Genomic DNA, 23,538 nt, shown 5'->3' on the forward strand with positions numbered 1-23,538 from the left:
TCTATGATATATTTGTAAATCAATATTTTAGTGAGGATAGAACACTTTGTGCTCAATTAAAATAATTCGTTTTCAATTCTACATTTTGGCAAATGATTGTATATTTGATAGTATCAAATGATAGTATCATAAATGAACCCACCATATGAAATAACATCATCAATTTTAAAACTTATAACTTCAATTTCTGAAAAAATAGGAGAAGTAAATGCTAATTTATTAAATAGACCTTCGCCTAAATTGAGAAAACAAAATAGAATAAAAACCATTCATTCCTCATTGAAAATTGAGGGAAATACACTCACGGAAGAACAAATCACAGCACTACTTGAAAAGAAAAGAGTAATTGGACCAAAAAAGGACGTTATCGAAGTTCTAAATGCAATTAAAATTTATGAGAACTTAGAAGATTACGATCCTACGAATGAAAAATCGTTTTTAAAAGCACACCTAAATTTAATGGAAGGTCTAATTGAAAACGCTGGAAAATATAGAAATCAAGGCGTAGGAATTGTAACAGGTTCAAAAGTAGAACATTTAGCACCACCTTTTGAAAATGTCCCTTATCTAATGAAAGACCTTTTTAGGTATTTGCAAAAATCGGATGAAATTGAATTAATTAAAAGTTGTGTTTTTCATTATGAAATGGAGTTTATACATCCATTTTTAGATGGAAACGGAAGAATGGGTCGATTATGGCAAACTTTAGTATTAATGGAAAAATATCCAATATTTGAATTTTTACCTTTCGAGACTTTAATTAGCAACGACCAAGAGAAATATTACAACGCATTGGCAGAAAGTGATAAATCAGGACAATCCACAAAGTTCATTGAATATATGCTTAATGTAATTGATATTTCGATAAGCGAATTATTGGACTTTAACAATCGAACATTGACCGAAAAAGATAGACTGGAGTATTTTATCTCTTTGAACAACACCGAATTTACAAGAAAAGATTATATGGACATTTTTAAGGATATTTCCTCTGCAACAGCTAGCAGAGATTTAAAAAAGGGAGTAGAATTAAAACTGTTTGAAAAATTAGGAGAAAAAAACAGAACCATTTATCGGAAAAAATAACTGGGCACAACATCGGCTTTAGCAAATGCGAACTGATCGCTAATATTTGAAGATATTGCAAACAAATAAATTTAAGGTAGGCGAACAAGAAAGCGGTTTCAAAATCTCGTACTTGCCATAACCAAGACCGTTTTGTATCATAACAAATAACACTCAAACGAGATGAAAATAACTTCATTAACTTCTGTTTTTTTTGCATTAGTAATAACGATCACCTTTTCGTGCAATGAAAAACAGGATAAGACGAAAGACGTATTAGTAGTAGTGGCTCATACAGATGATGAAACAGGATTTGGGTCTGTATTAGCAAAATTTTCGCGACTAGGTTATAAAGTTCATTTGGTAATTAGTGTTGATGGTCGTTATAGTACAAATTTGGAAAACAAAAATCCGGACTCATTAGCCCTGGCCAATAAAAATCAAGCCATTTGTTCTTGTGAAAAACTAGGAATTTCAGAACCTATTTTTTGTGATTTGATTAGCCTTGATAGAAAACACGGACAGAAAGATGGAGTTCGAGCAGCCATTGAATCAGGTGTACAATTGAGAGAAAAACTTAAAGAAACTATTCTTCAAATTCAACCTGACTTAATTATCACTTATGGACCCGATGGAGAATATGGGCATCCTGAACATATTATTGTTGGTAGTATTATAACAGAATTGTTGTTGAGAGAGAAATGGGTTGATAAATATCCTTTGTATTATTTTGGATGGCCTAAAACCCTTGAGCAAAATAATGATGGATGGATAAGGTATGCTGATGACCAATATTTTAATGTAATTATAAACTATACAGACGAAGACGAACAAAAAGCAATGGAATCTTTGAATTGTTATGAGCGTATGCCAATAAATGAACGAGAAGAAATTATTGAAAATGAAAAGAATAGAAAGAATGAAATGTATTTTAGAAAGTTTGTGGTAGCTAAAGGTCAAAAACAAGATTTTTTTAGTACTGAATAATCGGAAAAGGACGACCGTACAACACATGTATAAGCTATGGCTTGGTCAGTCTTCACTAAGAAAATCCTGCGGATTTTTCCGAAACAAATCATGGCAGAGACCGTTATGCTTCAGCTTGAATATCTAATAGATTGACTAAAATAATTTAAAATGACAAACACAAAAGAAAATGTAGTTTGGATAACAGGGGCTTCGTCTGGTATTGGCAAAGCTATGGCCTTTGAGTGGGTAAGATTGGGATATAAAGTGGTGCTATCTGCCAGACGCATAGAATTATTAGATGAGATTGCTCTTGAGATAGAGAATGCGGGTGGTGAAGCATTGGTAGTTCCGGTTGATATTATGGAAGAAAAGTCAATAGAAAATGCTGTTCAAAACATAATAGACAATTGGGAGCGTTTAGATATTGCTATAGCCAATGCCGGTTTTGGTGTTTTTGGAAGTATAGATAAGTTGAATGCAAAAGATTGGAATAGGCAATTACAAGGTAACGTCACCGGATTAGCATTGACGGTAAAATACGCCCTGCCACATTTAAAGCAAAACCAAGGTCGAATAGGTTTGGTGGGTAGTGTTGGAGCTTATCTTCCCAATCCTAATGTCGGAGCCTATGGCGCCTCAAAGGCTGCTGTACACTCAATTGGTCTGACCTTGCAGGTTGAATTAAAGGGCACTGGAGTGAGTTGTACGACCATTCATCCTGGATTTGTGGTGTCCGAGATTGCCAGGATTGATAATGAAGGCGTGTGGCATCCTGAACGGCCAGACCCACGTCCGGCAAATTTAATGTGGCCTACGGATAAAGCTGCGAAAGTTATGGCGAAGGCTATAATTAAGCGGAAAAGAAATTATATTTTCACAAACCACGGGAGAGTTTTTGTTTGGTTACAAAATTGGTTTCCTGGCTTGCTGAGAACGATTGTTTCAAAAGGTGCAAAGCCAAAATAAAAAAGAATAAGAACCTCCGCTCCCGTGCAAAATCAAATTCGACGAAGTCAAATCGCAAGATTCGACGAAGTCAAATCGAAGATTCAGCGCAGCTAAATGAAATTCAAGCGCAGCTAAATGAAATTCAAGCGCAGCTAATGTATTGCGTGGTTTTAAACATATCAACTATAAAAAAAAGATATTAGACTTTTTTACCTCTATGATGTTCTAGTAAATAACTAATTTAGTCAGGATATTACACGCTATGCCTTATTAAAAATAACGGATTGTTTAACCATTTATAGGATGAAGTATTATGGCAAATAAGAAAACCGTTCTTGCAATTATTACACTGATAATACTTATTTTCAATATTAATTTAGTTAATGCGCAACTTGATACAAAATACCCCAACTACAAGGAACTTGAGTACAAAGGATTGAAATATGGTTTTTATAAACCTATAGATTACGATACGAACAAATCCTATCCGCTTGTAATGGTTCTTAATGGTTTTACTGATACAATCCCCCATGATTTAGTTTATTACAAAGAGACATTTCAAAAAAATAATCCATGTTTCGTTTTGACACCAATTTGCCACGGAAATCCATTTGAAGGTGGTGGATGGTATGATCTATTTAATGACACCTTGCTAAGGGATGGTAAATTGGCAATCGAAATTCTTGAAAATACAGTACACAACTTTAACATTGATACCAATCGACTTTACATTCATGGAGGTTCGATGGGAGGGCATGGTACGTTTGGAATTTTGTCAAAATTTCCTGAAACATTTGCAGCGGCCTACATTATTTGCGGAGGGGCCAAAGTAGAAATTGCTAAAAAGTTAATCAATATTCCATTATGGATTTTTCACGGTGAGCTGGATGATGTGGTTCCGATACATCTGTCAAGGAATATTTATAATGAAATAATTAAGCAAGGAGGGAGTAAGGTACGATATACCGTTTACCAAGGTGTAAAACATAACAGCTGGGAAAATGCATCGGAAGAAAAAACATTGGAGACATGGTTGTTTAAACAGGAGAAAGGCAAAAATGACGAAATACCACATACAACTGAAGGTTTGACTGTCGAAAAACATCAATCGGACTATATAGGAAATAATAATATACTAAAATGGGAATTACCTCTTAAACAGTCCAACCAAGGCAATGACATCTGGTATTATATAATTTTGAGAAATAATGAAGTATTGGTTGAAGTAGATGGGAATATAAACCATTACATAGACCCGGTGATTTTGGATAATGAATCTTATAGCTATAAATTAATTGCCGTTAATTATTATTTCAAAAAGTCAAAACCTACAAAATCAGTTGGAATCAAAAAATAACAAGGTGTAGCATTTTGTATAAGTAATGGCAGGCATCAAGGTAGGTAACCCGCTCAAACTGCGTAGTGGTTTGACAAAAAAGTGCCACAAAATCTACAACTATTCATACAATTTACCGTTGGTAGCCATTAAAAAAATAAAAATATGTCCTGCTCCCGTGCAAGTGTATCAAGTGGTTTTAAACACATCAACTATAAAAAAAAGATATTAAACTTTTTTACCTCTATGATATATTTGTAAATAACTATTTTAGTCGGGATATCACACTTAAGCACCAATTTATAAAATGAGTCGAACAAACATATTCTTATCAACGATAGCTTTAATAGGACTTTTTAGCTGCAATTCAATCAAAAAAGAAAAGGAAGTTCCCCGGGAGATTTCATTAGATTCGTTATATCTGGAGTATTTCAATGAACAGCTTGGCTTTGACCCGGTTGGAGCTACCAGATTAGGCTATAATGAATACAACCATTTGTTTGCTAATAATATCAGTGAGCCGTATTTATTAGAAAAAGCAAATTCTTATCGAGAATGGGAAGCTCGTCTAAAGTTGCTCGACACCTCAAATCTTGACTCAAATGATAAGAATGAAATAGCAATTTTAAAATACCTTATTAAGATCGAACAGGAAGGGCTGAAATTAGGGATTCAACCAGGCACCATTTTTACCTATCATCCGCTACATTCCTATCATAGAAGTACGCATCACGAATTTGTGAAACTTGCCAAAGGAAATGGCGCACAACCATTTAATTCAAAACAAGACTACGATGATTTTTTAAAACGCTTAAAAAGTTTTAAGGAATGGTTGGTGACGGCCCAAGAAATTCAGGAAGAAGCGGTGAATACAGATCGAACGTTACCTGAAAAGATTGTGAAAGTAATGATTCCACAATTTGACGATTGGACCAGTGAAGATCCAAAGATTAATCCTTTTTACTTTTCGTTAGCTGTAATGCCGAATGCTATAACAAATCAGGACAGCATAGAAATTGTTCAAAAATATAATGGATTCATCAAATCAGAATTAATTCCGCAGTTTAAATTCATGCAGTCTTATTTAGAGGATGTGTATTTGCCAAAATCGAAAACAGAAGATGGAATCTATGCCATATCTGGTGGAAATGAAATCTATGCATATTTGGTAAAATATTGGTCGACCACAGATATTACGCCCCAAGAGGTTTATGAAATAGGCTTGCAAGAAGTTGCTCGAATTCGCAAAGAAATGGACTCTATCAAGGATGCCACAGAGTTTAACGGGTCTTTAAGTGAATTTTTTCAATTTGTAAATACGGATCAACAATTTTTTCCTTTTACCACAAAACAAGAAATCATCGCGAAACATTATGAGACCCTGGAAAAGATTCAACCCTTACTTGGTTTGAACTTCGGTGTAAAGCCCAAAACACCTTTTGAGGTTAGGCCTGTTCCAGAAGATTTGGCCAACGCAGCAACCTCCAACTACGATAGTCCATCCATGGATGGTACAAGACCTGGAATTTTCTATGAAGCCATTCCCGATGTACGGAAGTTTAACAATATAGCGATGGAAATGATGTTTCTTCATGAAGCTATCCCTGGACATCATTTTCAAATCGCCTTAAACCTTGAATCAGACGAAATACCTTTATATAGGAAAATTGCTGACTTCGGAGCCTTTACGGAAGGATGGGGTCTTTATTGTGAAAGCTTGGGCAAAGAACTTGGTCTTTATAAAGACCCTTACCAATATCTGGGTAGGTTACAAGGAGAAATGCTTCGTGCAGCAAGATTAGTGGTTGATCCTGGGCTGCACTATAAAGGTTGGACAAGAGAACAGGCCATTCAATATTTTTTAGATAATATGCCTATTTCCGAGCAAAGTGCTACAGTTCATATAGAAAGGTACATGGTTCGCCCGGGACAGGCAATTTCATATAAAATTGGAGAACTTAAGATAAAAGAACTTAGAAAAAGAGCCGAACAACAACTGGGTAATAAATTTATCTTAAAAGACTTTCACGATTTAATCCTAACAGGAGGCAATGTTCCTTTAAGCATACTAGAAGATAAAGTTGATGAGTGGATTAAAAAAACTGGTGCTAACATCGAATAAAAAAATAGCGATTGTAAGGCTTAAATGAAAGCTAAATAAAGACCTAAAGGTCAGTGATAAACTGAATAGTTCGTCTTAACACGCGCTACTTTTCAAATACAAGACCCTTAGACGTCATACTGAAAAACGAAACTCATAATAAAACGGGATAGCCGAAAACCGACCAAAGTAGGCATGAAACAAAATGAAAATATGAAAAAACTAAGCGACCGACGAACTTTAATGACTCTACTTTTCGTATTAGCTGTAGGTTTCCAAAGTTGTGAAAAAAAACAAAAGGTGGAAACGAAAGAAGTGAACAAGGAAGTGATTGTTGAATCCGGGAAACCTGAATATTTCCTATTACGGCCTGATGTAGAAAAAGCTTACGGATATTCTCATGCTGTAAAAATTGGAAATAGCATTAAAATCTCTGGAGCGGTGAGTATGGATGGCGAGGGGAATCCAACTGCAGTGGGAGATATAGAACAGCAGATGAAAAACTGTTACGCTGATCTGGAAAAAATATTAAAGCACTATGGTTGCACATTTGACGATGTTGTAAAAGAAGATATTTTTACAACTGATATGGCACAAATGCTTGAAAAATCAGCTTACCGAGCTGAAATTTATAAAAACGGATTTCCTACGGGTTCCTGGCTTGAAGTAAAGGGATTAGCATTACCTGAATTTATGGTTGAAATCGAACTAGAGGCACATAAATCTGAATAGAAGCCCCCGCTCCCGCACGATGCTAAAGTGTGGTTTTAAGCATATCAACTATTGAAAATAGGGTTAAATAAACTTCTTAATGTCTAGTTGTGATGCAAATAAATAATTATTTCAGTGCTGATATAACGCGTTTTAAGTAATTAAATAAAATGAGAAAGATTTTATTCATCTTACACTTTTTTTTATGCTTGAATTGCATTTGTCAAGTTCAGCTAAGTGATTCTCTTTTAAAAGAGGACTTCGACATATTAAAAAATATGGTTTGTGAAGTTTCCCCAAATCTAAATTCTAAAGAAAGGGAAACACTGTACAATTATCTGAATGAGCGGAGTTTAGAACTTGCCGGAAAAACGATGAGTGCGATTGAGTTTTTCAAATTTTTAATGGACACAAAAGCAAACACAAAATTAGATGAACATGGCACGATATCACTCCCCAGCGATATCATGAAAGAAATGCTCGATGATAAAAGCGTTCTTTTCCCATTTCCAGTTATGATAATTGACGATAAACTAATTGTAAACCATGAGAGGGCTCAAATTCCATATGGATCTGTTATTACTGAAATCAACGGGATGCCAGTTGTAGCCATAATCGACAGTATGCTTAAAGAAAAATCAACATATGGGTTACGACGCTTGGAGATCTCCTTTGATGTATTTTTTCTTGTAAAATATGGAGCTCCCGAATCATTTAAAGTCACTTATGAATTACCAAATTCTGGCGAAACCCAATTTATTGAATTAGACCCTATCGATATTAAGACTAGAGAAAACTTTTATGGCACTACCATATATCCAATAAATCCTTGGCAATTAAAAAATCTAATAAACACGGATTATTTTAAAGACTCCGATGCATATTATATCCAATTAAATTCGTTTGATTGGAATGAAAATGTTACTAATGTATATGATGCTTTTGATAAAAAGTTTTCGGACATATTCAAAACTATAAAAAAACAGAAATCAAAGAATTTAATCATAGACTTAAGGTATAATGGAGGGGGCAACATCTTGATTCCAGCCTTATTCTATTCTTATATTGCACAAAATGATTTTTATGAAGAAATACATTTTAGTGTCCCGGATTTTGATTTGCCGTATAAAAATTACATTAAAAAGATTGGTGACAGAGAGGTAAATCAAGACCAAGTGGATGAGTTTATAATAAATTTTCAAAAACCTTTTACTAAAAGTAATGGCTATTATGAATTCAATTACGTTAATAATGAACTGCGCAAGCCTAAAAAAAATAACTTTAATGGAAATGTTTATTTAATCATTGGCGGAAGAAATATTTCTGGAGCCTCATATTTTACAGCGATCTTTAAAAATTATAACAGAGGACGCATGGTAGGGGAACAAATTGGAGGTTCACATCACGAAATAACAGCTGGAAAACAAATTGAATATGAATTGCCAAATACTAAGATTAGGGTTTCATTGCCAATTGGCGTTATTAAATTCTCTCAAGAATTGGAAAACAATATTCCTGAACAGAAAATAAATCCTGATATTTTGGTGTCAGAAAAGATAAAATACCAATACTTTCTAAAAAAAGAAGATTGGGACCTACAAGAGGTTTTTCTCTTAATTAAGCAATTCAATTAATTTCTAAAACCTTAGCTCTACAAAATTACAAATGAATATCTTGTAATTCATCCCGAGTATACATAACAAACCGATAACACAATAATTAAATGGAATTTAAACGAAATACTTTGCTTTATTTTCTTGTGGCATTTCTAATTTTAGGCTGTAAGAACAATGACAAAAACAAACCCGACCAAGCATCTAAAATTGTTGAAGCTTATATTTTAGTTAAGGATTGGCCTAAATTACCCGATAATTTCATCTTGGGAAGTCCCACTGGATTAGGACTTGATAGCAAAGGAAATATAATTGCCTTTCACCGGTCCGGTAGAGTTTGGGAAACAAATCCCATTTCGCATCTTCCGCTTATTACAGAAAATACTATATCAACAATAGATTCAAAAACTGGCGAAATTTTAAATGCTTGGGGAAATGATTTGTTTATCATGCCACACGGACTAGAAGTTGATCAACACGATAATATTTGGGTTACAGATTGTGGACTTCACCAGGTTTTTAAATTTGATGCTGATGGAAATTTATTGTTGACATTGGGCGAAGCAAAAGTTCCAGGCAATGATGCAGGTCATTTTAATCTCCCAACAGATGTAGCTGTTTCTGCCGATGGTTCTTTTTATGTAAGCGATGGATATGGGAACAGTCGGGTAGTTAAATTTTCAAAGGATGGAACATACCTATTTGAGTGGGGCAAATTTGGAAATAAGGAAGGAGAATTTAATATTCCACACGGAATAGATTTGGATAAGAACGGAAATGTTTATGTAGCAGATCGTGAAAACAATAGAATTCAAAAATTTGACGGTGAAGGAAATTTTAATGCTGTTTGGCATAACGAAATAACAGAACAACTCTATTCAGTAATGATCGATAATAAGAGAAACCATGTGTTTGGAATAGATTATATGACCGTAAATGATACGGTAGTAAAAGGCTCAGACATTTTTAGATTTGATTTGGAACTAAATCTTCAATTGCAATTCGGAAGAACAGGATTTTACGATGGTCCAATCTCGAGATATCACGATATACAAATTGATAATGAAGGAAATATATATGTCGGAGATATTTTAGGTAACCAGATTCAAAAATTCAGATTAAAGACCAGCAAGTAAAAAGCCGGTAAAATAGCGACGCAGGAAGTTGCTTTATTGAGTTAGGACGAGGAAAATTCTTTCGTTTGATTTAAAAAACATATAAAGAAAATTCCCGTTTACCTTTAATTTACCAAAGAGTCTCACTTCAAGAAGTCTCAAAGAACAGGGGTTAAACTTTTTCTTTCTCTATCACTCATAAAAATCCAGACTTAAAACTTAAAAAATAAGTCTATAGTTTAAGTATAGATGAAGTATGGATAGTGTATGGATAAAGTATGGATAGTGTATGAAAACCAATCATAAAAATTCAAAAAGCGCAAACAATTGTTTATCAATCATTTACGCTTTTTTGAAGTGGAGCTAACGGTAGTGACAAGCCACTTTTCGGACCTTTTTAAGCTTGATCAAAAACGTCTGTATACGTATTAAATAAAGGGTTTGTATCTTCTATAAAATCTAAATAAATCTATCCAAATCCATCAAAAAATAAAAATTATGGGGATATTATGGGGTTGATTTTATACCTTTGTTTTAGGGGGTTTGTAGACCGGTTTGTACCAGAACCCTCCCCAAGGTTATGGCAACACTCAATTACATCGTAAAAGGCAAGAAATACTATTCCAATATTCTAGTCCGATTTAAAGACGGTACGAGAAATGATCTCACTGCATCAACAGAAATAAAAGTCGATCCTAAAAAATGGAGCAGTACTCGTCAACGGATAAAACAAATCGCCGGCGACACTTCAAAAGATGAAATCAATGTACAACTAGGTAAACTGGAAGAATTCATTTTGAACCAGTTTAATAACGACCATATGAAAGGGGTCTTTATCGATACCAATTGGCTTAAAAAGAAAATTGCCAAGTTTTTTAATCGTCCCATCGATGATTTAGCCATTGACCAGATCTATTTTGTTCCCTATGTACAAGGGTTTATTAAAATAGCCCCCACACGACTGGTGAAAGGGAAAAATCAGCCCGTGTCCCAAGGAACAATCAAAAAATATAAAAGTACACTGGTCAAGCTTCAGGATTATGAGCGAAAATACAAAACGAAAATTCGATTCACAGATCTCGATCTTCACTTCTACGACAAATTTGTGAATATGCTGAGTGTTGAACAAAAAATCAATATGGGTACGGTTGGGCATTATATCAAAACCGTCAAAACCATGGCGCGTGAGGCCAAACTTTTAGGTCTTCCGGTCCATGAACATATCAACCATCCGAAATTTTTTGGCCCCACTTCTCAAGCTTTGAGTATTTACTTAAAAGATGACGAGATCAATACCATCTTCAGTCACAACTTCAAACTGAACGAAAGACTAGACAATGCCCGCGATCTTTTTATCATTGGTCTCAGAACAGGTTTGCGGATCTCCGATTTTCTTCGCTTGAAAGAAACAAATATAAAAGAGGGTTTTATCGAAATTGAAACTCAGAAAACCGGTCAAACAGTAGTTATCCCTATGCACCCCCAGGTCAAAGAAATTCTGGAAAAGAGAAATGGTTTTCCCGAGAGTATCTCTGATCAAAAATTCAATTTGTACATCAAAGAAGTCTGTCAAGAAGCCAAATTAAATGCCATGACAGAGGGAAGTAAGATCAACCCAAAAACGAATCGGAAAGAAAAAGGGATTTATCCCAAATATGAGCTGGTCACTTCTCACATCTGCCGAAGAAGTTTTGCCAGTAATCTGTATGGAAAATTGCCCAACCTGGTCATCATGGGCATAACAGGTCACCAAACTGAAGCACAATTCCTGAAATACATCAAGATCACTCCCAAAGAAAATGCAAAAAAATTACAGGAATTCTGGCAAAAGCAATTGGAAGAAAATCAGGTTGAAAAGCTGAATATGAAAGTTGTAAAATAACCTGATCATCACTTGTCCTCATGATCTCATTGTTTTTTTGTCAAGCTAAAGACATACTTTTTATTAAATTAGTCAGTTTATATACTGACAAATAATTTGTTCATGTCATACTATAGACTTACTTTTACTTGTTAAATGTCAGCTTATACCCTTACATTATGAACCAGAACAAACTTCAACGTGAACAACTAGACCGCAAGTTGAAAGCCTTCGAAAAAGCGGTGCTCATTACGCCTCCGCCCACCGGTTGGCTCAAAGCGATCCGTGTTTCTTTGGGGATGTCCCTTCAACAGCTCGCCAATAAATTGTCCATCACCAAACAAAGTGTGCAAGACATTGAAAAACGAGAAAAAGAAGGATCCATTACTTTGAGAACACTCAAAGACGCGGCCAATGCATTAGACATGAAACTCGTTTATGCCTTAGTGCCCAAAGACGGCTCCCTTGATGATCTGATCAACAGAAAAGCCAAGGAATTAGCTGCCAACATCGTTGCCAGAACCTCGAATACCATGAAATTGGAAGACCAGGAAAACTCAGAAAAACGCATAATAAAGGCAATCGAAGAGCGTACTGCTGACATCAAAAATGAAATGCCTAAAACGCTATGGGATTAAACCTGGATTACATCGACGGACAAACACCTATCGATGAGGATGAAAAAGAAGGCCTGCGCATCGAAACCATTTCCACCAAAGGCGAACTCGATGAATTTGAACAACTCAATATCGAAGAAGCCATGCAATGGATGGTTGGGAAAAAGTTTGTCCCATCTACCATCTTTACTGAAAAATTCATTTGCGACATCCACCGACGTATGTTTGGAAAAGTATGGACATGGGCAGGTAAATTCAGAGATACCAACAAGAACCTGGGAGTTGATAAACACTTGATTCCTGTCCAACTAAAAATGCTTTGTGATGATACCTTGTATTGGATAGACCACACATCCTATCCTCCCGATGAAATCGCTATCCGCTTTAAACACCGCTTAGTTAGTATTCACTGTTTTCCCAATGGAAATGGAAGACATAGCCGACTAATGGCGGATATCATCATTGAAAAATTATTTAATAAAACTGTATTTTCATGGGGCACAAAAGACCTGTCACAATCCGGACAAGCAAGAGCCCTCTATCTCAAAGCCGTCAAACAGGCTGATTTGGGAAATTATATCCCGCTGATAGAATTCGCCCGTTCCTGATCCTTTTTATTCAAAAACAAATCGCCAAAGAAAATGCAAAAAAATTGCAGGAATTTTGGCAAAAACAACAAGAACAGAATAATTTTGAGCAACTTAACATGAAAATTGTTAAATAATTCTTTTTTATTTTAATCGTTTTGTGTTTATTTTGTTATGTCGGAATACGACAAACCTCCTCTGTTTTTTTATGAATTAATTTTTTGCAGTAATGACGCAATATTCTATGTCTTTTATTGCCAAAATACATCATCTTTTTGAGCTGTGTTTGGAGGTAAGTGAATTGGAATATAATTCCAATAAAAAAATTGAAAAAGAATTAAAAAAACCTCATTTCAGTATGGCAGAACTCAATGAATTAAACACCGGGTTCGAAAAACAACTGGAAAAATTAAAGTCCGATTTTAACCTTCTTCTATTCTATGTTTTCAAAGAGAGTAGAAATGAAAATTTCTACTTTACCGATTGTCCTTTTCAGGTATATCAGAACTTTTACAAAAAAAGAAAACGACATTTTCTGAGGTATAATTTCGACGCCCGGGAAAAAGATTTTATCTGTTTGGAATTGTCCAAATTTGAAAATCCTAATTTCAAAAAAGGACTTTCTTTCGCCTACAAAGATCTCAATGAATACATGCTCAATTTCAAACAAACAAAGATCAATTTTAATGCGTTGAGAAGACAGGCAAATAAATTTGAACCCATCATAAGCTTCAATAAAAAATTCTTACGACTCAATTATGCAAGATTATTCTGTCCTACAGAAGCATGGACGTTTACCCTTCAGCGAAAAATGGAGTTTTTAACCCAAAAATTAGCCTGTCTTGAAGAGCTTCAGATCAAACCTGAAACAATAAGTGAAACACCTTCAAACTTATTTACCACCAACCAAAGTGTATTGTTGTTAGATCAACTCGGTGTTTTTGCGAGTCCGTATTTCGAAAACATTGCCAAAAGCAAACAGGCTGAAATCCTGAGCAGATTATTGGGAAAGAATGCTAAAAACATCAAAAGCGCCATCGAAAAACTGGACAAATCTGCTTTTGATGTCGGACAAGGTTTTACGCGTGATATGGCTAAAATACAAGCTGTTTTCAACCAATTGGAGTACCCTGTGGAGTAAGGTTTGTAGCCGCTCCAATACATCTGTTTTGAACTGATCGAAATACATTCGCATTGTTAAACTTTTAAATCAAAAAAGATGTCAGAAAACACAGTTACACAAGTCCACAACATCTCTCCTTTAGAACTGAAAGAATATATTCTCGAGGATTTCCGTGAAGAATTAAAACTGCTTGCCAAAAATTTTCAACCGGTCAAACCAACCGAATACATTACCCGACAGGAAGCGAGAAAACTCCTAAAAGTTTCTTTGGCTACTTTGTCTGAATGGAACAAAAAAGGCATCATCAAACCTTATCGCCTGGGGAACCTAATTCGCTACAAACGCGCTGAACTCGACCAGGCGCTGATCAAAATTAACCACTAATTATTTTTCCGAAAATCCTCATTGAATTGGGGGGGATTCATGAGGATTTTCACTTTTTCTTTTTCTATGGAAAACATCAATTATATCAAACACCTCAACGGGGTTTTCTACCTTTTCAGCAAAGATGCCCGACTTAATCCAAGTCATATCAGTATGTACATCGCACTTTTTAGACTCTGGAATATCAACCGCTTTCCAAAAGTCTTTTTTATCCATCGCGCGGAGGTCATGCAACTCTCCAGAATTGGATCTCAAACCACCTATCACAAATGTATCCGAGAATTGGATTTTTGGTCTTATCTCAAATACCTTCCCTCGCACAACCATTTCCATGGAAGCAGGGTCAAAATGTTCAATTTTGAAGAAGTGGAAAATTTTGGAAATGATCCCGACATGGCTCAAAATTGGACAAGTGATGAACATGAGGCAGACTTGATGCATGCCAAAAATCGGACAAGAGCCGAACAAGAGCTGGTATCTTTAATAAACAAGAATAAACAGATTAAACAGTATAAAACAGAGGAAACAGCCATTCCAAAAAATGAAGAAGAAGTCATCACTTTTTTTAAAAAAGAAAACCGGCCCGACATCGAAGCCAAAAAATTTTTTCATTACTACAAAGGCATCGATTGGATGATCGGGAAAGCCAAAATTACCAACTGGAAGGCCACGGCAAAAACCTGGATGCTCCGCTCCTCAGAAAATGAAACCAAAAAACAGCTTGGACAAAAATTGGATAACCTCCACACCAGCAAAAAGAAAAACTTTAACGATCCGCTTTGACAATGAATTTACCTGTTCATATACTCACAGAAGGTGCACAGACCTTTCAGCTGGCAAAACTCAAAGAGAATCGCCTTACCTATGATTTCGACCAAATATGGGCTTATTTTGAGTGCAAAGGAAAATTGTTGTTCCATGAAAACTTTAAACTCCACAAAACCGACAAAGACCTGCTGCTCAAACTCTGCGCTTATTTTCTGAATGACCATCAACTTTGTAAACAATTCAACATAGATCCAAACAAAGGAATCCTCCTTACCGGACCTGTGGGTTGTGGAAAGACCAGCTTTATGAAATTACTTTCCACCATCACACCCAAAAAGAAAACTTTCGACCTCATCCCTGCCAGAAATATCACCTTTGAATTTTCTAACCAGGGCTTTTCTGTCATCGAAAAATATGGCAATTACAAAAGCCTTTGTTTTGACGACCTCGGTGTTGAACCCAACGGCAGACATTTTGGTGCAGAATGCAATGTGATGGGCGAAGTTCTTCTATCCCGCTACGATCTTTTTGTCAACCACAAAGTAAAAACCCATGCCACCACCAACCTCAACGCCCAGGAACTCGAAAATCGCTATGGCAATAGGGTGAGATCGAGAATGAGGGAAATGATGAACCTCATCCCATTTGGATCATCTAGCAGCGACAAGAGAAAATGATTATATCATACGAAAGAAGATTTACATGATTAACACTTTAGTTTGGGCTCAGTTTGAACAAGGGAAAAGTAAATTCTAAATATTTGTAAGTTGTTTTCTGCTGGATGGAGCCTTCAAATTTACTTGACAAAAACTTTACAAGTTGTAATTCGTCTAATCTTCAAAGCTTTTAAGAAGTACAAATCTTTAATTTAGCTTTTGAAAAAGATTTAAAAGGTCATTAAAAAATAGAAAAAATGTTTAAAAATATTCCGTTTTATTCTCTCTTTAGGGTTTGCCCTAATCTTTTATCTTTAATCGCGATATTTCTGCTTATATCCTGTCATCAGGAGAAAAAATCTATTACAGAAAATGGTTGGGAATTTCAGTCTGGAAATATTATTGATGATTTTGAGAACGACTCCATCAGTAAAGTCGTCAAACCCATTAGTGCACGGGTAAAGTTAATCCCAGTCCAATCTGAAAGAGGCAATCAAGGAATTCAAATATTTTTTAAGGCGGATGAAAAGTTTTCAGGAATTAATCTTGAACCTGACAAACCTTGGAATTTAGAGCCAAATAAAAATTATTGCCTTGTCTTTGATGCAAAAAGCGATACTGATGAATCTGCCTTTATCACAGTAGAAGTGTTTAATCATCTTGGACAGAAAACTACAAGAATTGGAAGTATCTATCCTAAAGATTTTAACACCTATTATTTTGAGATTACTACCCAAACGGAAGATGTTGAAAGTGGATTAAGAGATACCCCAAAAGCATGGAAAACTGATGCCATACATTTAAAGGTAAGCGGCTTGCTAAATAAAACCGATTTTACACAGATAAGTAAAATCAGTATCCTAAGATCACAAGGTTTAAAAGATAAAACAGTAACCATAGACAATATTAGATTTATTGAAAGCCCAGAACGTGATCCACATTTTTTAAAGGGAATTGTAGATAAATATGGTCAAAATGCAAAAGAGGATTTCCCGATCAAAGTAAGCTCAGATGATGAGTTAAAAGCATTGGCGGATCAAGAATTAAAATCTCTGGCAGAATATACCTTAATGCCAGATCGAAGTAGGTTTGGTGGTTGGAAGGACGGCCCAAAATTAAAGGCGACCGGTTACTTTAGGAAAGAAAAAATTAATGGAAAATGGGCATTGATTGACCCTGAAGGTTATCTGTTTTTCTCGATTGGCTTGGCCAATGTTCGGATGGCAAACTCTACAACCTATACTGGAATTGACTATACTGATGAAAAATTGAAGTACAGAGACCCTGAAGATGTTACCCCAGAGGATTCAAAGGGGATAGTTGAGGTTCCATTAGAGATTATGAAAACTGGGTACGTGATAAACAAATTACGTAATGATATGTTCCTTGATTTGCCAGCTTATAATGATCCATTGGCAAATCATTACAGTTATCGTAAAGAATCACATATAGGACCAATTGAGCATGGACAAACTTATAGTTTTTACCGTGCCAACTTAGAAAGAAGATATGGTGAAGAGTATCCTAATTCATTTTTTGATAAATGGTTAGAAGTTACAGAAAATAGATTTAGAAATTGGGGATTTACATCCTTCGGAAATTGGATTGATCCAGCATTTTACCATAGGAACAATTTACCATTTTTTGCAAATGGATGGATAATAGGTGAATATCAAAAAGTATATTCAGGAGCAGATTATTGGGGACCAATGCCAGATCCTTTCGACCCAGAATTTGAACGGCGAGCAAAAAAATCTATTAAAGTAGTTTCGGAAGAAGTGCAAAACAATCCTTGGTGTATTGGTGTATTTATTGATAATGAAAGAAGTTGGGGTAGAGAAGGGTCAGTTGTCGATCATTATGGACTGGTATTAGATGGCTTGTCAAAAGATAATTCAAGTTATCTAAAACAAGAATACATGAAAATTCTAAAAACAAAGTATAGCAGTATAACTAACCTGAACAATGCATGGAAAAGTGAATTCTCTTCATGGAATGAACTTCAAAAGGGCGTTGATTATAAAAAACATACAGAGTTTAGTGATGAAATGGTAGCCGATTTTTCTGTTCTATTAGAAACCTTTGCCACTAAATACTTTCAAGTTGTTCATGATGCTTTAGAACAAGAAATGCCAAATCATATGTATTTAGGCTGTAGATTTGCGGTTTGGGGAGTTACACCAGAAGTGCGGAAATCGGCTGCCAAGTATGTAGATGTCTTTAGCTATAATTATTACAAAGAAGGAATCGGAAAAAAATATTGGCAATTTTTAGAAGAAGTTGATATGCCAACACTAATTGGTGAGTATCATATTGGTGCATCTGATTCTGGTTTATTTCATTCGGGTTTGGTACACGCCATGAATCAGGAGGATAGAGCCAACATGTGGGCGGATTATGCATATTCTGTGATAGACAATCCATACCTTGTTGGAGCTCATTGGTTTCAATATCTTGATTCCCCAATAACCGGACGTGCACATGACGGGGAAAACTACAATGTTGGTTTTGTATCTAATACCGACATACCCTACCCAGAAATGATTAAAAAGGCAAAAGAAATTAATTCAGGTTTATATACAAGACGATTCGGCAAATAAAAGAAATTGTATGTTTTATAAGTTCTAAGTCGAATGGTATAAATATTAAATGGAAAAAATGTGCTGGATAAAAATCCAAAAATGGAACAAAACTTTGAGGTATGTTATAGCGACGCTCTTTTTTTTATCAGTTTTAATGTCTTGTAAAAAAAATGAGTCTCAATTACAAACAGATCCGTTCTGGAATGATTTTAATAAAATTGAATTACTGAATTTTGAGGAGGATCTTACTTCTACATCCATTACTTCTATAAATGCAAAAGTGGAAGCAATTAATGATATTGGAGTAACTCATGGGGAAAGTGCTTTGAAAATAGTATTTAAATCTGACGAAAAACAAACAGGTATTAAAATTGAGCCCAAAACACCAATTGATGCTAGTAAACTTAAAGATTTTTGCCTAGTTTTTGATGCTACAAATCCGGGTGATTTCTCCACTCATCTTTATGTAGAAATAACCAACCATGAGGGTAAAACACGCACTAGGTCAGTATCTGTACCTGTAAATACTACAAAAACTTATTTTTTCGAATTAGAGGGAAAATACCTAAGGACTGACACTAATTTAAGAGATAACCCAAAACCATGGAATATTCCTTCCGTTCAAATGAAAATGAGAGGACGCATTGAACCTATAGATTTTTCAAAAATAACTTCCATTACTTTTTATACCAAGAATACACTGCATAATAAAGAAGTTGTACTTGATAATGTTTTGTTAGTTGAAACTCCTGAAATCAGCAACAATTATCTAGTTGGAATTATCGACAAATACGGCCAAAATGCAAAATTTAATTTTGAGGGAAAAATAACTTCTGATAACCAATTAAAAGCCATGGCACAGGCTGAATTGAAACAACTTGAAGAAGAAGGGCCAATGGGAGGACGAAGCACATTCGGGGGTTGGTTAAATGGCCCTAAATTAAATGCAACAGGTTATTTTAGGACGGAAAAAGTTGATAATAAATGGGCTTTGATAGACCCAAAAGGTTATTTGTTCTTCTCTATTGGAATAGCTAATGTGCGCATGGCAAATACAACCACTTTTACAGGTGTCGATTTTAAAAATGAAAAAATACGCAGTCTCGACCCTGAAGAAGTAACTCCAGAAGATTCAAAAGGGATGGTGAAACTAGGAAAGGAAATTACTAATACATCTTACATTGCATATCCAGAACGCAATAAGATGTTTTTGGAATTACCCACTTATGATGATCCTTTAGCAAATCATTATAGTTATCGACGAAAACAACACTTTGGTCCTTTTGCACATGGAGAAACATTCAGCTTTTACCAAGCCAATCTCGAAAGACGCTATGGCGAAACTAAAGAAGGAGAACATCTAAAGAAATGGGTTGATGTAACCTTGAAACGTTTTTTAAACTGGGGGTTTACTTCTTTTGGTAATTGGGCTGGTTATGAGTTTTACCACGAAAATAGGATGCCCTATTTTGCAGACGGTTGGATTATTGGCGATTATAAAACTGTGCGTTCCGGATATGATTTTTGGGGTGAAATGCCAGATGTATTTGACCCTGAATTTACCGAAAGAACAAAACTAACTATTAATAAGATAGCTGAAGAAGTAAAAAATAACCCTTATTGTATTGGCGTATTTGTTGATAATGAAAAAAGTTGGGGAGTGCCAGGTACAGTCAAAGGGCAATATGGTATTGTATTAGATGCTTTAAGTATGCCAGCAATTGAAAGCCCACTCAAAAAAGAATTTACTAGACTATTAAAGGCAAAATACCAAGATATTAAAGTACTGAATGAAGTTTGGGAAACAAATATTATAAATTGGTCTTCATTAGAAAGTGGTCTAAATCTAAAAGAACAAGAAGCCTATACTGATTCTATGGTTACTGATTTTTCAATGCTTTTAGAGGTTTATGCCACTAAATATTTTGAGGTGGTTCATGATGTTTTGGAAGAAATAATGCCCAATCATATGTATATGGGATGTCGATTTGCACCATGGGGTATGGGTAAAGAAGTTCTTAGAGCTGCTAAAAAATATGTTGATGTTATGAGCTATAACTACTATGAAGAAGGAATAGGAAAAAAGTATTGGTCCTTTTTAGAAGAAATAGATAAACCGAGTATTATTGGGGAATTTCATATAGGTACCGCGGTATCAGGATTGTTTCACCCTGGAGTTATACACGCTGCAGATCATAATGATAGAGCAAGAATGTACAAAGAATATCTCAACTCTGTAATAGATAATCCTTATTTCGTTGGTGCACACTGGTTTCAATACATTGACTCTCCTGTTTCAGGAAGAGCACATGACGGTGAAAACTATAACGTTGGTTTTGTTACAAATACCGATGTCCCTTATCCAAGTATGGTTAAGGCAGCTAAAGAAATAAATTCTGAATTGTATGCAAGAAGATTTAATAGCCCTATATCAAATAACAAATAATGAGAATACTGAAGTCATTTTTACTAATTACTTGCCTCTTTATGAGCAAGTTTGCAATGTCACAAGATGAAAGTATTATACGATTGCCAGAAAATATTCAGCCTCAAGATCGAATTGCATTTGCAATGTATACCGTACACGAAAATACGCTAAAGCTAACGGCTCAATTTCATCCAATTAAAAATTTTACTCCTTTTGAAGCTTCTTTAGAAATTGAAGAAAATGGACAATGGGTAGAAAAAGCGCAAGCAGAAATTATCTATCCTGGATACACTGCGCCATTTAGAATAGAAAACTGGGATGATACCAAAGAAAAGAGGTATCGAGTAGCTTATAATAATGAAGCGTATTATGTAGGTACCATCAAAAAAAACCCAATAGACAAAGATGAGTTTGTATTAGTTGCCCTAACATGTAATTCTATGTATCCTGAACATGGGGGTGATTTGCCAAAAGATGATATTGTAAGCAACATTTTGAAGTTAGACCCAGATTTAATTTTTTTTTCTGGAGATCAAGTATATGAACATAGTGAACATTATTTAGCATGGTTAAAATTTGGAAGAGAATTTTCCGAAGTATTTAGAAGTACTCCTGTCGTAATAACGCCAGACGATCATGATATCGGTCAAGGAAATTATTGGGGAGAAAATGGAAAAAAAGCAGATTCTAGAAGAGGAATTTCAGGAGGTTATTATATGCCTTTAGAATATATTAAAGAGGTAGAAAGAGCTCAAACTAGTCACCTTCCAGATCCTTATGACGATACACCAATTGAACGTGGTATTGGAGTATATTACACTGATTTGAAATGGGGGGGCATCAGCTTTGCGATTATTGAAGATAGAAAATTTAAAACAGGCTTAACTCAACTTGCAAAAGCGCATCCAGATGTATTTCCAGAAGGACCTTATGAGGCAATCTTCGACCCAAAAGTAGATACCCGACGATTTGATATGGAAGGAGCTAAATTGCTTGGAGATAGACAATTAAAATTTTTAGAAGAATGGACTACTGATTGGGAAAATGCAGAAATGAAAACAGTATTATCTCAAACAGCATTAGCTATGGTAGATAATTATACAGGCAAGTACGATAAGGAACTATTTGCTGACTTTGACTCAAATGGATGGCCTCAAACGGGAAGAAATAAGGCTTTAACAGTGATAAGAAAAAGTTTTTCGCCTACAATTACCGGAGATACACATTTAGGTGCTGTTACTAAAATGGGAATTGATACATGGGGAGATGCTGGTTATAATTTTACAACCCCAGCAATTGCAAATTATTGGTTACGTTGGTGGCAACCAAAAACACCAGGTAAAAACAGAGATAAAAATTCACCAACCTACACAGGCGAATTTTTAGATGGTTTCCATAACAAAATAACTGTTAAAGCAGTTGCAAACCCAACATTGCCAGAAATTAAAGAAGGTGGCTATTTATCTACTAGAGCTGCAGGTTTTGGAGTTGTTCGTTATAATAAACCAAATAGAAAAATCACATTCGAAGCATGGCCAAGAAATGTAGATATTCACGATCCAAACGCTAAACAATATCCTGGATGGCCAATAACTATAAAGCAGGAGGATAATTATATAATTAATGATGGATACGAATTACCAAAACTTCAGATTTCAAAAGATGACCAAGTTGTAACTGTGGCTGATCAATATACAGGAAATGTTGTTTCATCTATTAGGATTAATGGTAATCAATATCAACCAAAGGTTTTAAATAAAGGTGAATATAAAATTATTATTGGAGAAGGTGATAGCAAAAAGTCTATTGAGCATATAGGTGCACAAAAAAGAAATAAAAAAATAATTACAATCCATTTAGATAATTAGAAAAAATTATTGTTAAAATAATTGGTATCATGAACAAAGTAATTTCATTAAAACAAAAAAATCGCGTAGGATATATCGTAATGAATAAGCCCAAAGCCAATAGTTATGATATTGACTTCATGAAATTAATGGCTCAAACGATCGATAAGGCTATCGAAGACGATAAAATTAAAGTGATAGCAATTAAAAGTAAACTAGATAAGTTTTTTTGCACAGGAGCAGATGTAAAGGTCTTTCGACAAAATACAATGGAAGAAAACAAGCAAATGGTAAAGTACGCTAATTTGGTTGCAGAAAGGCTATTTAACTCTCCTAAAATTACAGTGGCCTTACTTAATGGCCATACTTTAGGAGGAGGATTGGAATTGGCTTTGGCTTGTGATATAAGGTTATCAAGTGATGCAGAATACTTAATAGGTATGTCTGAAGTAAAATTAGGCTTAATGCCTGGAAATGGCGGTACACAGCGATTAATTAGACGAATAAATTTAAGTAGAGCATTGGAATTTTTACTAAGTGGAGACGCAATAACCTCAGACCAAGCATTTGATATAGGTTTAGTAAATCAATTTTATCCAGAACAAGAATTTAAAGCATTAGCTACAGCGTATTTAGAAAAATTAGCATCTGGACCAGCACTTGCTATGGCAGCAATAAAACAAGCCGTTAGACTCGGAAGCGAAATGTCTTTAAAAGATGGTTTAAGGTTAGAATCCAAATTAGCTAATTCATTGTACGAAACAGAAGATGCTAAAGAAGGTTTTGATGCTTTTTTAGAAAAAAGAAAACCAATTTTTAAATAGTGC

Annotated in this window: 19 protein-coding genes; all 19 read left to right on the forward strand. The window is 35.0% G+C overall.

Annotated elements, in window-relative coordinates; genetic code table 11:
- The first annotated feature begins 132 nt into the window (after positions 1–132).
- The 19 genes from ACFQ39_RS05990 (at position 133) to ACFQ39_RS06080 (ending at position 23,535) form a co-directional block, all read left to right on the forward strand.
- Positions 133–1,086 carry a Fic family protein gene (locus ACFQ39_RS05990; protein WP_377177083.1) on the forward strand — a complete coding sequence of 318 codons (954 nt, stop codon included), beginning with the start codon at positions 133–135 and terminating at the stop codon, positions 1,084–1,086.
- A gap of 162 nt (positions 1,087–1,248) precedes the next feature.
- Positions 1,249–2,052 carry a PIG-L deacetylase family protein gene (locus ACFQ39_RS05995; protein ID WP_377177084.1) on the forward strand — a complete coding sequence of 268 codons (804 nt, stop codon included), beginning with the start codon at positions 1,249–1,251 and terminating at the stop codon, positions 2,050–2,052.
- 150 nt (positions 2,053–2,202) lie between these two features.
- Positions 2,203–3,000, forward strand: a complete 798-nt coding sequence (locus ACFQ39_RS06000; RefSeq protein ID WP_377177085.1) for an SDR family NAD(P)-dependent oxidoreductase — start codon at positions 2,203–2,205, stop codon at positions 2,998–3,000.
- A gap of 295 nt (positions 3,001–3,295) precedes the next feature.
- A complete protein-coding gene (locus tag ACFQ39_RS06005) occupies positions 3,296–4,339 on the forward strand; it encodes a carboxylesterase family protein (protein WP_377177086.1) in 1,044 nt (347 codons plus the stop codon).
- A 286-nt stretch (positions 4,340–4,625) separates the two neighbouring features.
- Positions 4,626–6,440, forward strand: a complete 1,815-nt coding sequence (locus tag ACFQ39_RS06010; RefSeq protein ID WP_377177087.1) for a DUF885 domain-containing protein — start codon at positions 4,626–4,628, stop codon at positions 6,438–6,440.
- 192 nt (positions 6,441–6,632) lie between these two features.
- Entirely contained in the window at positions 6,633–7,151 is a 519-nt protein-coding gene (locus ACFQ39_RS06015) for a RidA family protein (RefSeq protein WP_377177088.1), read from the forward strand.
- Between the two features lie 257 nt (positions 7,152–7,408).
- Positions 7,409–8,764, forward strand: a complete 1,356-nt coding sequence (locus tag ACFQ39_RS06020; protein ID WP_377177089.1) for a S41 family peptidase — start codon at positions 7,409–7,411, stop codon at positions 8,762–8,764.
- A gap of 89 nt (positions 8,765–8,853) precedes the next feature.
- Complete coding sequence (locus ACFQ39_RS06025) at positions 8,854–9,879, forward strand: peptidyl-alpha-hydroxyglycine alpha-amidating lyase family protein (RefSeq protein ID WP_377177090.1); 1,026 nt, start codon at positions 8,854–8,856, stop codon at positions 9,877–9,879.
- A 559-nt stretch (positions 9,880–10,438) separates the two neighbouring features.
- On the forward strand, positions 10,439–11,740 hold the full coding sequence (locus tag ACFQ39_RS06030; protein ID WP_377177091.1) for a tyrosine-type recombinase/integrase: 1,302 nt from the start codon (positions 10,439–10,441) through the stop codon (positions 11,738–11,740).
- Between the two features lie 200 nt (positions 11,741–11,940).
- The gene (locus ACFQ39_RS06035; RefSeq protein WP_377177092.1) at positions 11,941–12,357 is read left to right on the forward strand and encodes a mobile mystery protein A; all 417 of its coding nucleotides are present in this window, start codon (positions 11,941–11,943) and stop codon (positions 12,355–12,357) included.
- The gene (locus ACFQ39_RS06040; protein ID WP_377177093.1) at positions 12,348–12,944 is read left to right on the forward strand and encodes a mobile mystery protein B; all 597 of its coding nucleotides are present in this window, start codon (positions 12,348–12,350) and stop codon (positions 12,942–12,944) included. Before ACFQ39_RS06035 ends, ACFQ39_RS06040 begins: the two co-directional genes overlap by 10 nt.
- A 208-nt stretch (positions 12,945–13,152) precedes the next feature.
- Entirely contained in the window at positions 13,153–14,064 is a 912-nt protein-coding gene (locus tag ACFQ39_RS06045) for a hypothetical protein (RefSeq protein WP_377177094.1), read from the forward strand.
- Positions 14,065–14,142: 78 nt separating this feature from the next.
- Positions 14,143–14,430 carry a helix-turn-helix domain-containing protein gene (locus tag ACFQ39_RS06050; RefSeq protein ID WP_377177095.1) on the forward strand — a complete coding sequence of 96 codons (288 nt, stop codon included), beginning with the start codon at positions 14,143–14,145 and terminating at the stop codon, positions 14,428–14,430.
- Positions 14,431–14,469: 39 nt separating this feature from the next.
- Complete coding sequence (locus ACFQ39_RS06055) at positions 14,470–15,213, forward strand: hypothetical protein (protein WP_377177096.1); 744 nt, start codon at positions 14,470–14,472, stop codon at positions 15,211–15,213.
- Positions 15,214–15,215: 2 nt separating this feature from the next.
- Entirely contained in the window at positions 15,216–15,875 is a 660-nt protein-coding gene (locus ACFQ39_RS06060) for an ATPase (RefSeq protein WP_377177097.1), read from the forward strand.
- Positions 15,876–16,111: 236 nt separating this feature from the next.
- The gene (locus ACFQ39_RS06065; protein ID WP_377177098.1) at positions 16,112–18,454 is read left to right on the forward strand and encodes an agarase; all 2,343 of its coding nucleotides are present in this window, start codon (positions 16,112–16,114) and stop codon (positions 18,452–18,454) included.
- Between the two features lie 58 nt (positions 18,455–18,512).
- Complete coding sequence (locus ACFQ39_RS06070; RefSeq protein WP_377177099.1) at positions 18,513–20,882, forward strand: beta-agarase; 2,370 nt, start codon at positions 18,513–18,515, stop codon at positions 20,880–20,882.
- A 41-nt stretch (positions 20,883–20,923) separates the two neighbouring features.
- Entirely contained in the window at positions 20,924–22,732 is a 1,809-nt protein-coding gene (locus tag ACFQ39_RS06075; RefSeq protein WP_377177100.1) for a hypothetical protein, read from the forward strand.
- Between the two features lie 29 nt (positions 22,733–22,761).
- Positions 22,762–23,535 (forward strand): enoyl-CoA hydratase/isomerase family protein, encoded by a 774-nt coding sequence (locus tag ACFQ39_RS06080; RefSeq protein ID WP_377177101.1) that lies wholly within the window; start codon positions 22,762–22,764, stop codon positions 23,533–23,535.
- The last annotated feature ends 3 nt before the right edge of the window (positions 23,536–23,538 follow it).

The organism is Namhaeicola litoreus, assembly GCF_042679565.1.
GTDB classification, from domain to species: domain Bacteria; phylum Bacteroidota; class Bacteroidia; order Flavobacteriales; family Flavobacteriaceae; genus Namhaeicola; species Namhaeicola litoreus.

Bases quoted from the DNA above. Each gene is read 5' to 3' on its own strand.
- ACFQ39_RS05990 (WP_377177083.1), top strand. From the start codon at position 133: ATGAACCCACCATATGAAATAACATCATCAATTTTAAAACTTATAACT.
- ACFQ39_RS05995 (WP_377177084.1), top strand. From the start codon at position 1,249: ATGAAAATAACTTCATTAACTTCTGTTTTTTTTGCATTAGTAATAACG.
- ACFQ39_RS06000 (WP_377177085.1), top strand. From the start codon at position 2,203: ATGACAAACACAAAAGAAAATGTAGTTTGGATAACAGGGGCTTCGTCT.
- ACFQ39_RS06005 (WP_377177086.1), top strand. From the start codon at position 3,296: ATGGCAAATAAGAAAACCGTTCTTGCAATTATTACACTGATAATACTT.
- ACFQ39_RS06010 (WP_377177087.1), top strand. From the start codon at position 4,626: ATGAGTCGAACAAACATATTCTTATCAACGATAGCTTTAATAGGACTT.
- ACFQ39_RS06015 (WP_377177088.1), top strand. From the start codon at position 6,633: ATGAAAAAACTAAGCGACCGACGAACTTTAATGACTCTACTTTTCGTA.
- ACFQ39_RS06020 (WP_377177089.1), top strand. From the start codon at position 7,409: ATGGTTTGTGAAGTTTCCCCAAATCTAAATTCTAAAGAAAGGGAAACA.
- ACFQ39_RS06025 (WP_377177090.1), top strand. From the start codon at position 8,854: ATGGAATTTAAACGAAATACTTTGCTTTATTTTCTTGTGGCATTTCTA.
- ACFQ39_RS06030 (WP_377177091.1), top strand. From the start codon at position 10,439: ATGGCAACACTCAATTACATCGTAAAAGGCAAGAAATACTATTCCAAT.
- ACFQ39_RS06040 (WP_377177093.1), top strand. From the start codon at position 12,348: ATGGGATTAAACCTGGATTACATCGACGGACAAACACCTATCGATGAG.
- ACFQ39_RS06045 (WP_377177094.1), top strand. From the start codon at position 13,153: ATGACGCAATATTCTATGTCTTTTATTGCCAAAATACATCATCTTTTT.
- ACFQ39_RS06050 (WP_377177095.1), top strand. From the start codon at position 14,143: ATGTCAGAAAACACAGTTACACAAGTCCACAACATCTCTCCTTTAGAA.
- ACFQ39_RS06055 (WP_377177096.1), top strand. From the start codon at position 14,470: ATGAGGATTTTCACTTTTTCTTTTTCTATGGAAAACATCAATTATATC.
- ACFQ39_RS06060 (WP_377177097.1), top strand. From the start codon at position 15,216: ATGAATTTACCTGTTCATATACTCACAGAAGGTGCACAGACCTTTCAG.
- ACFQ39_RS06065 (WP_377177098.1), top strand. From the start codon at position 16,112: ATGTTTAAAAATATTCCGTTTTATTCTCTCTTTAGGGTTTGCCCTAAT.
- ACFQ39_RS06070 (WP_377177099.1), top strand. From the start codon at position 18,513: ATGTGCTGGATAAAAATCCAAAAATGGAACAAAACTTTGAGGTATGTT.
- ACFQ39_RS06075 (WP_377177100.1), top strand. From the start codon at position 20,924: ATGAGCAAGTTTGCAATGTCACAAGATGAAAGTATTATACGATTGCCA.
- ACFQ39_RS06080 (WP_377177101.1), top strand. From the start codon at position 22,762: ATGAACAAAGTAATTTCATTAAAACAAAAAAATCGCGTAGGATATATC.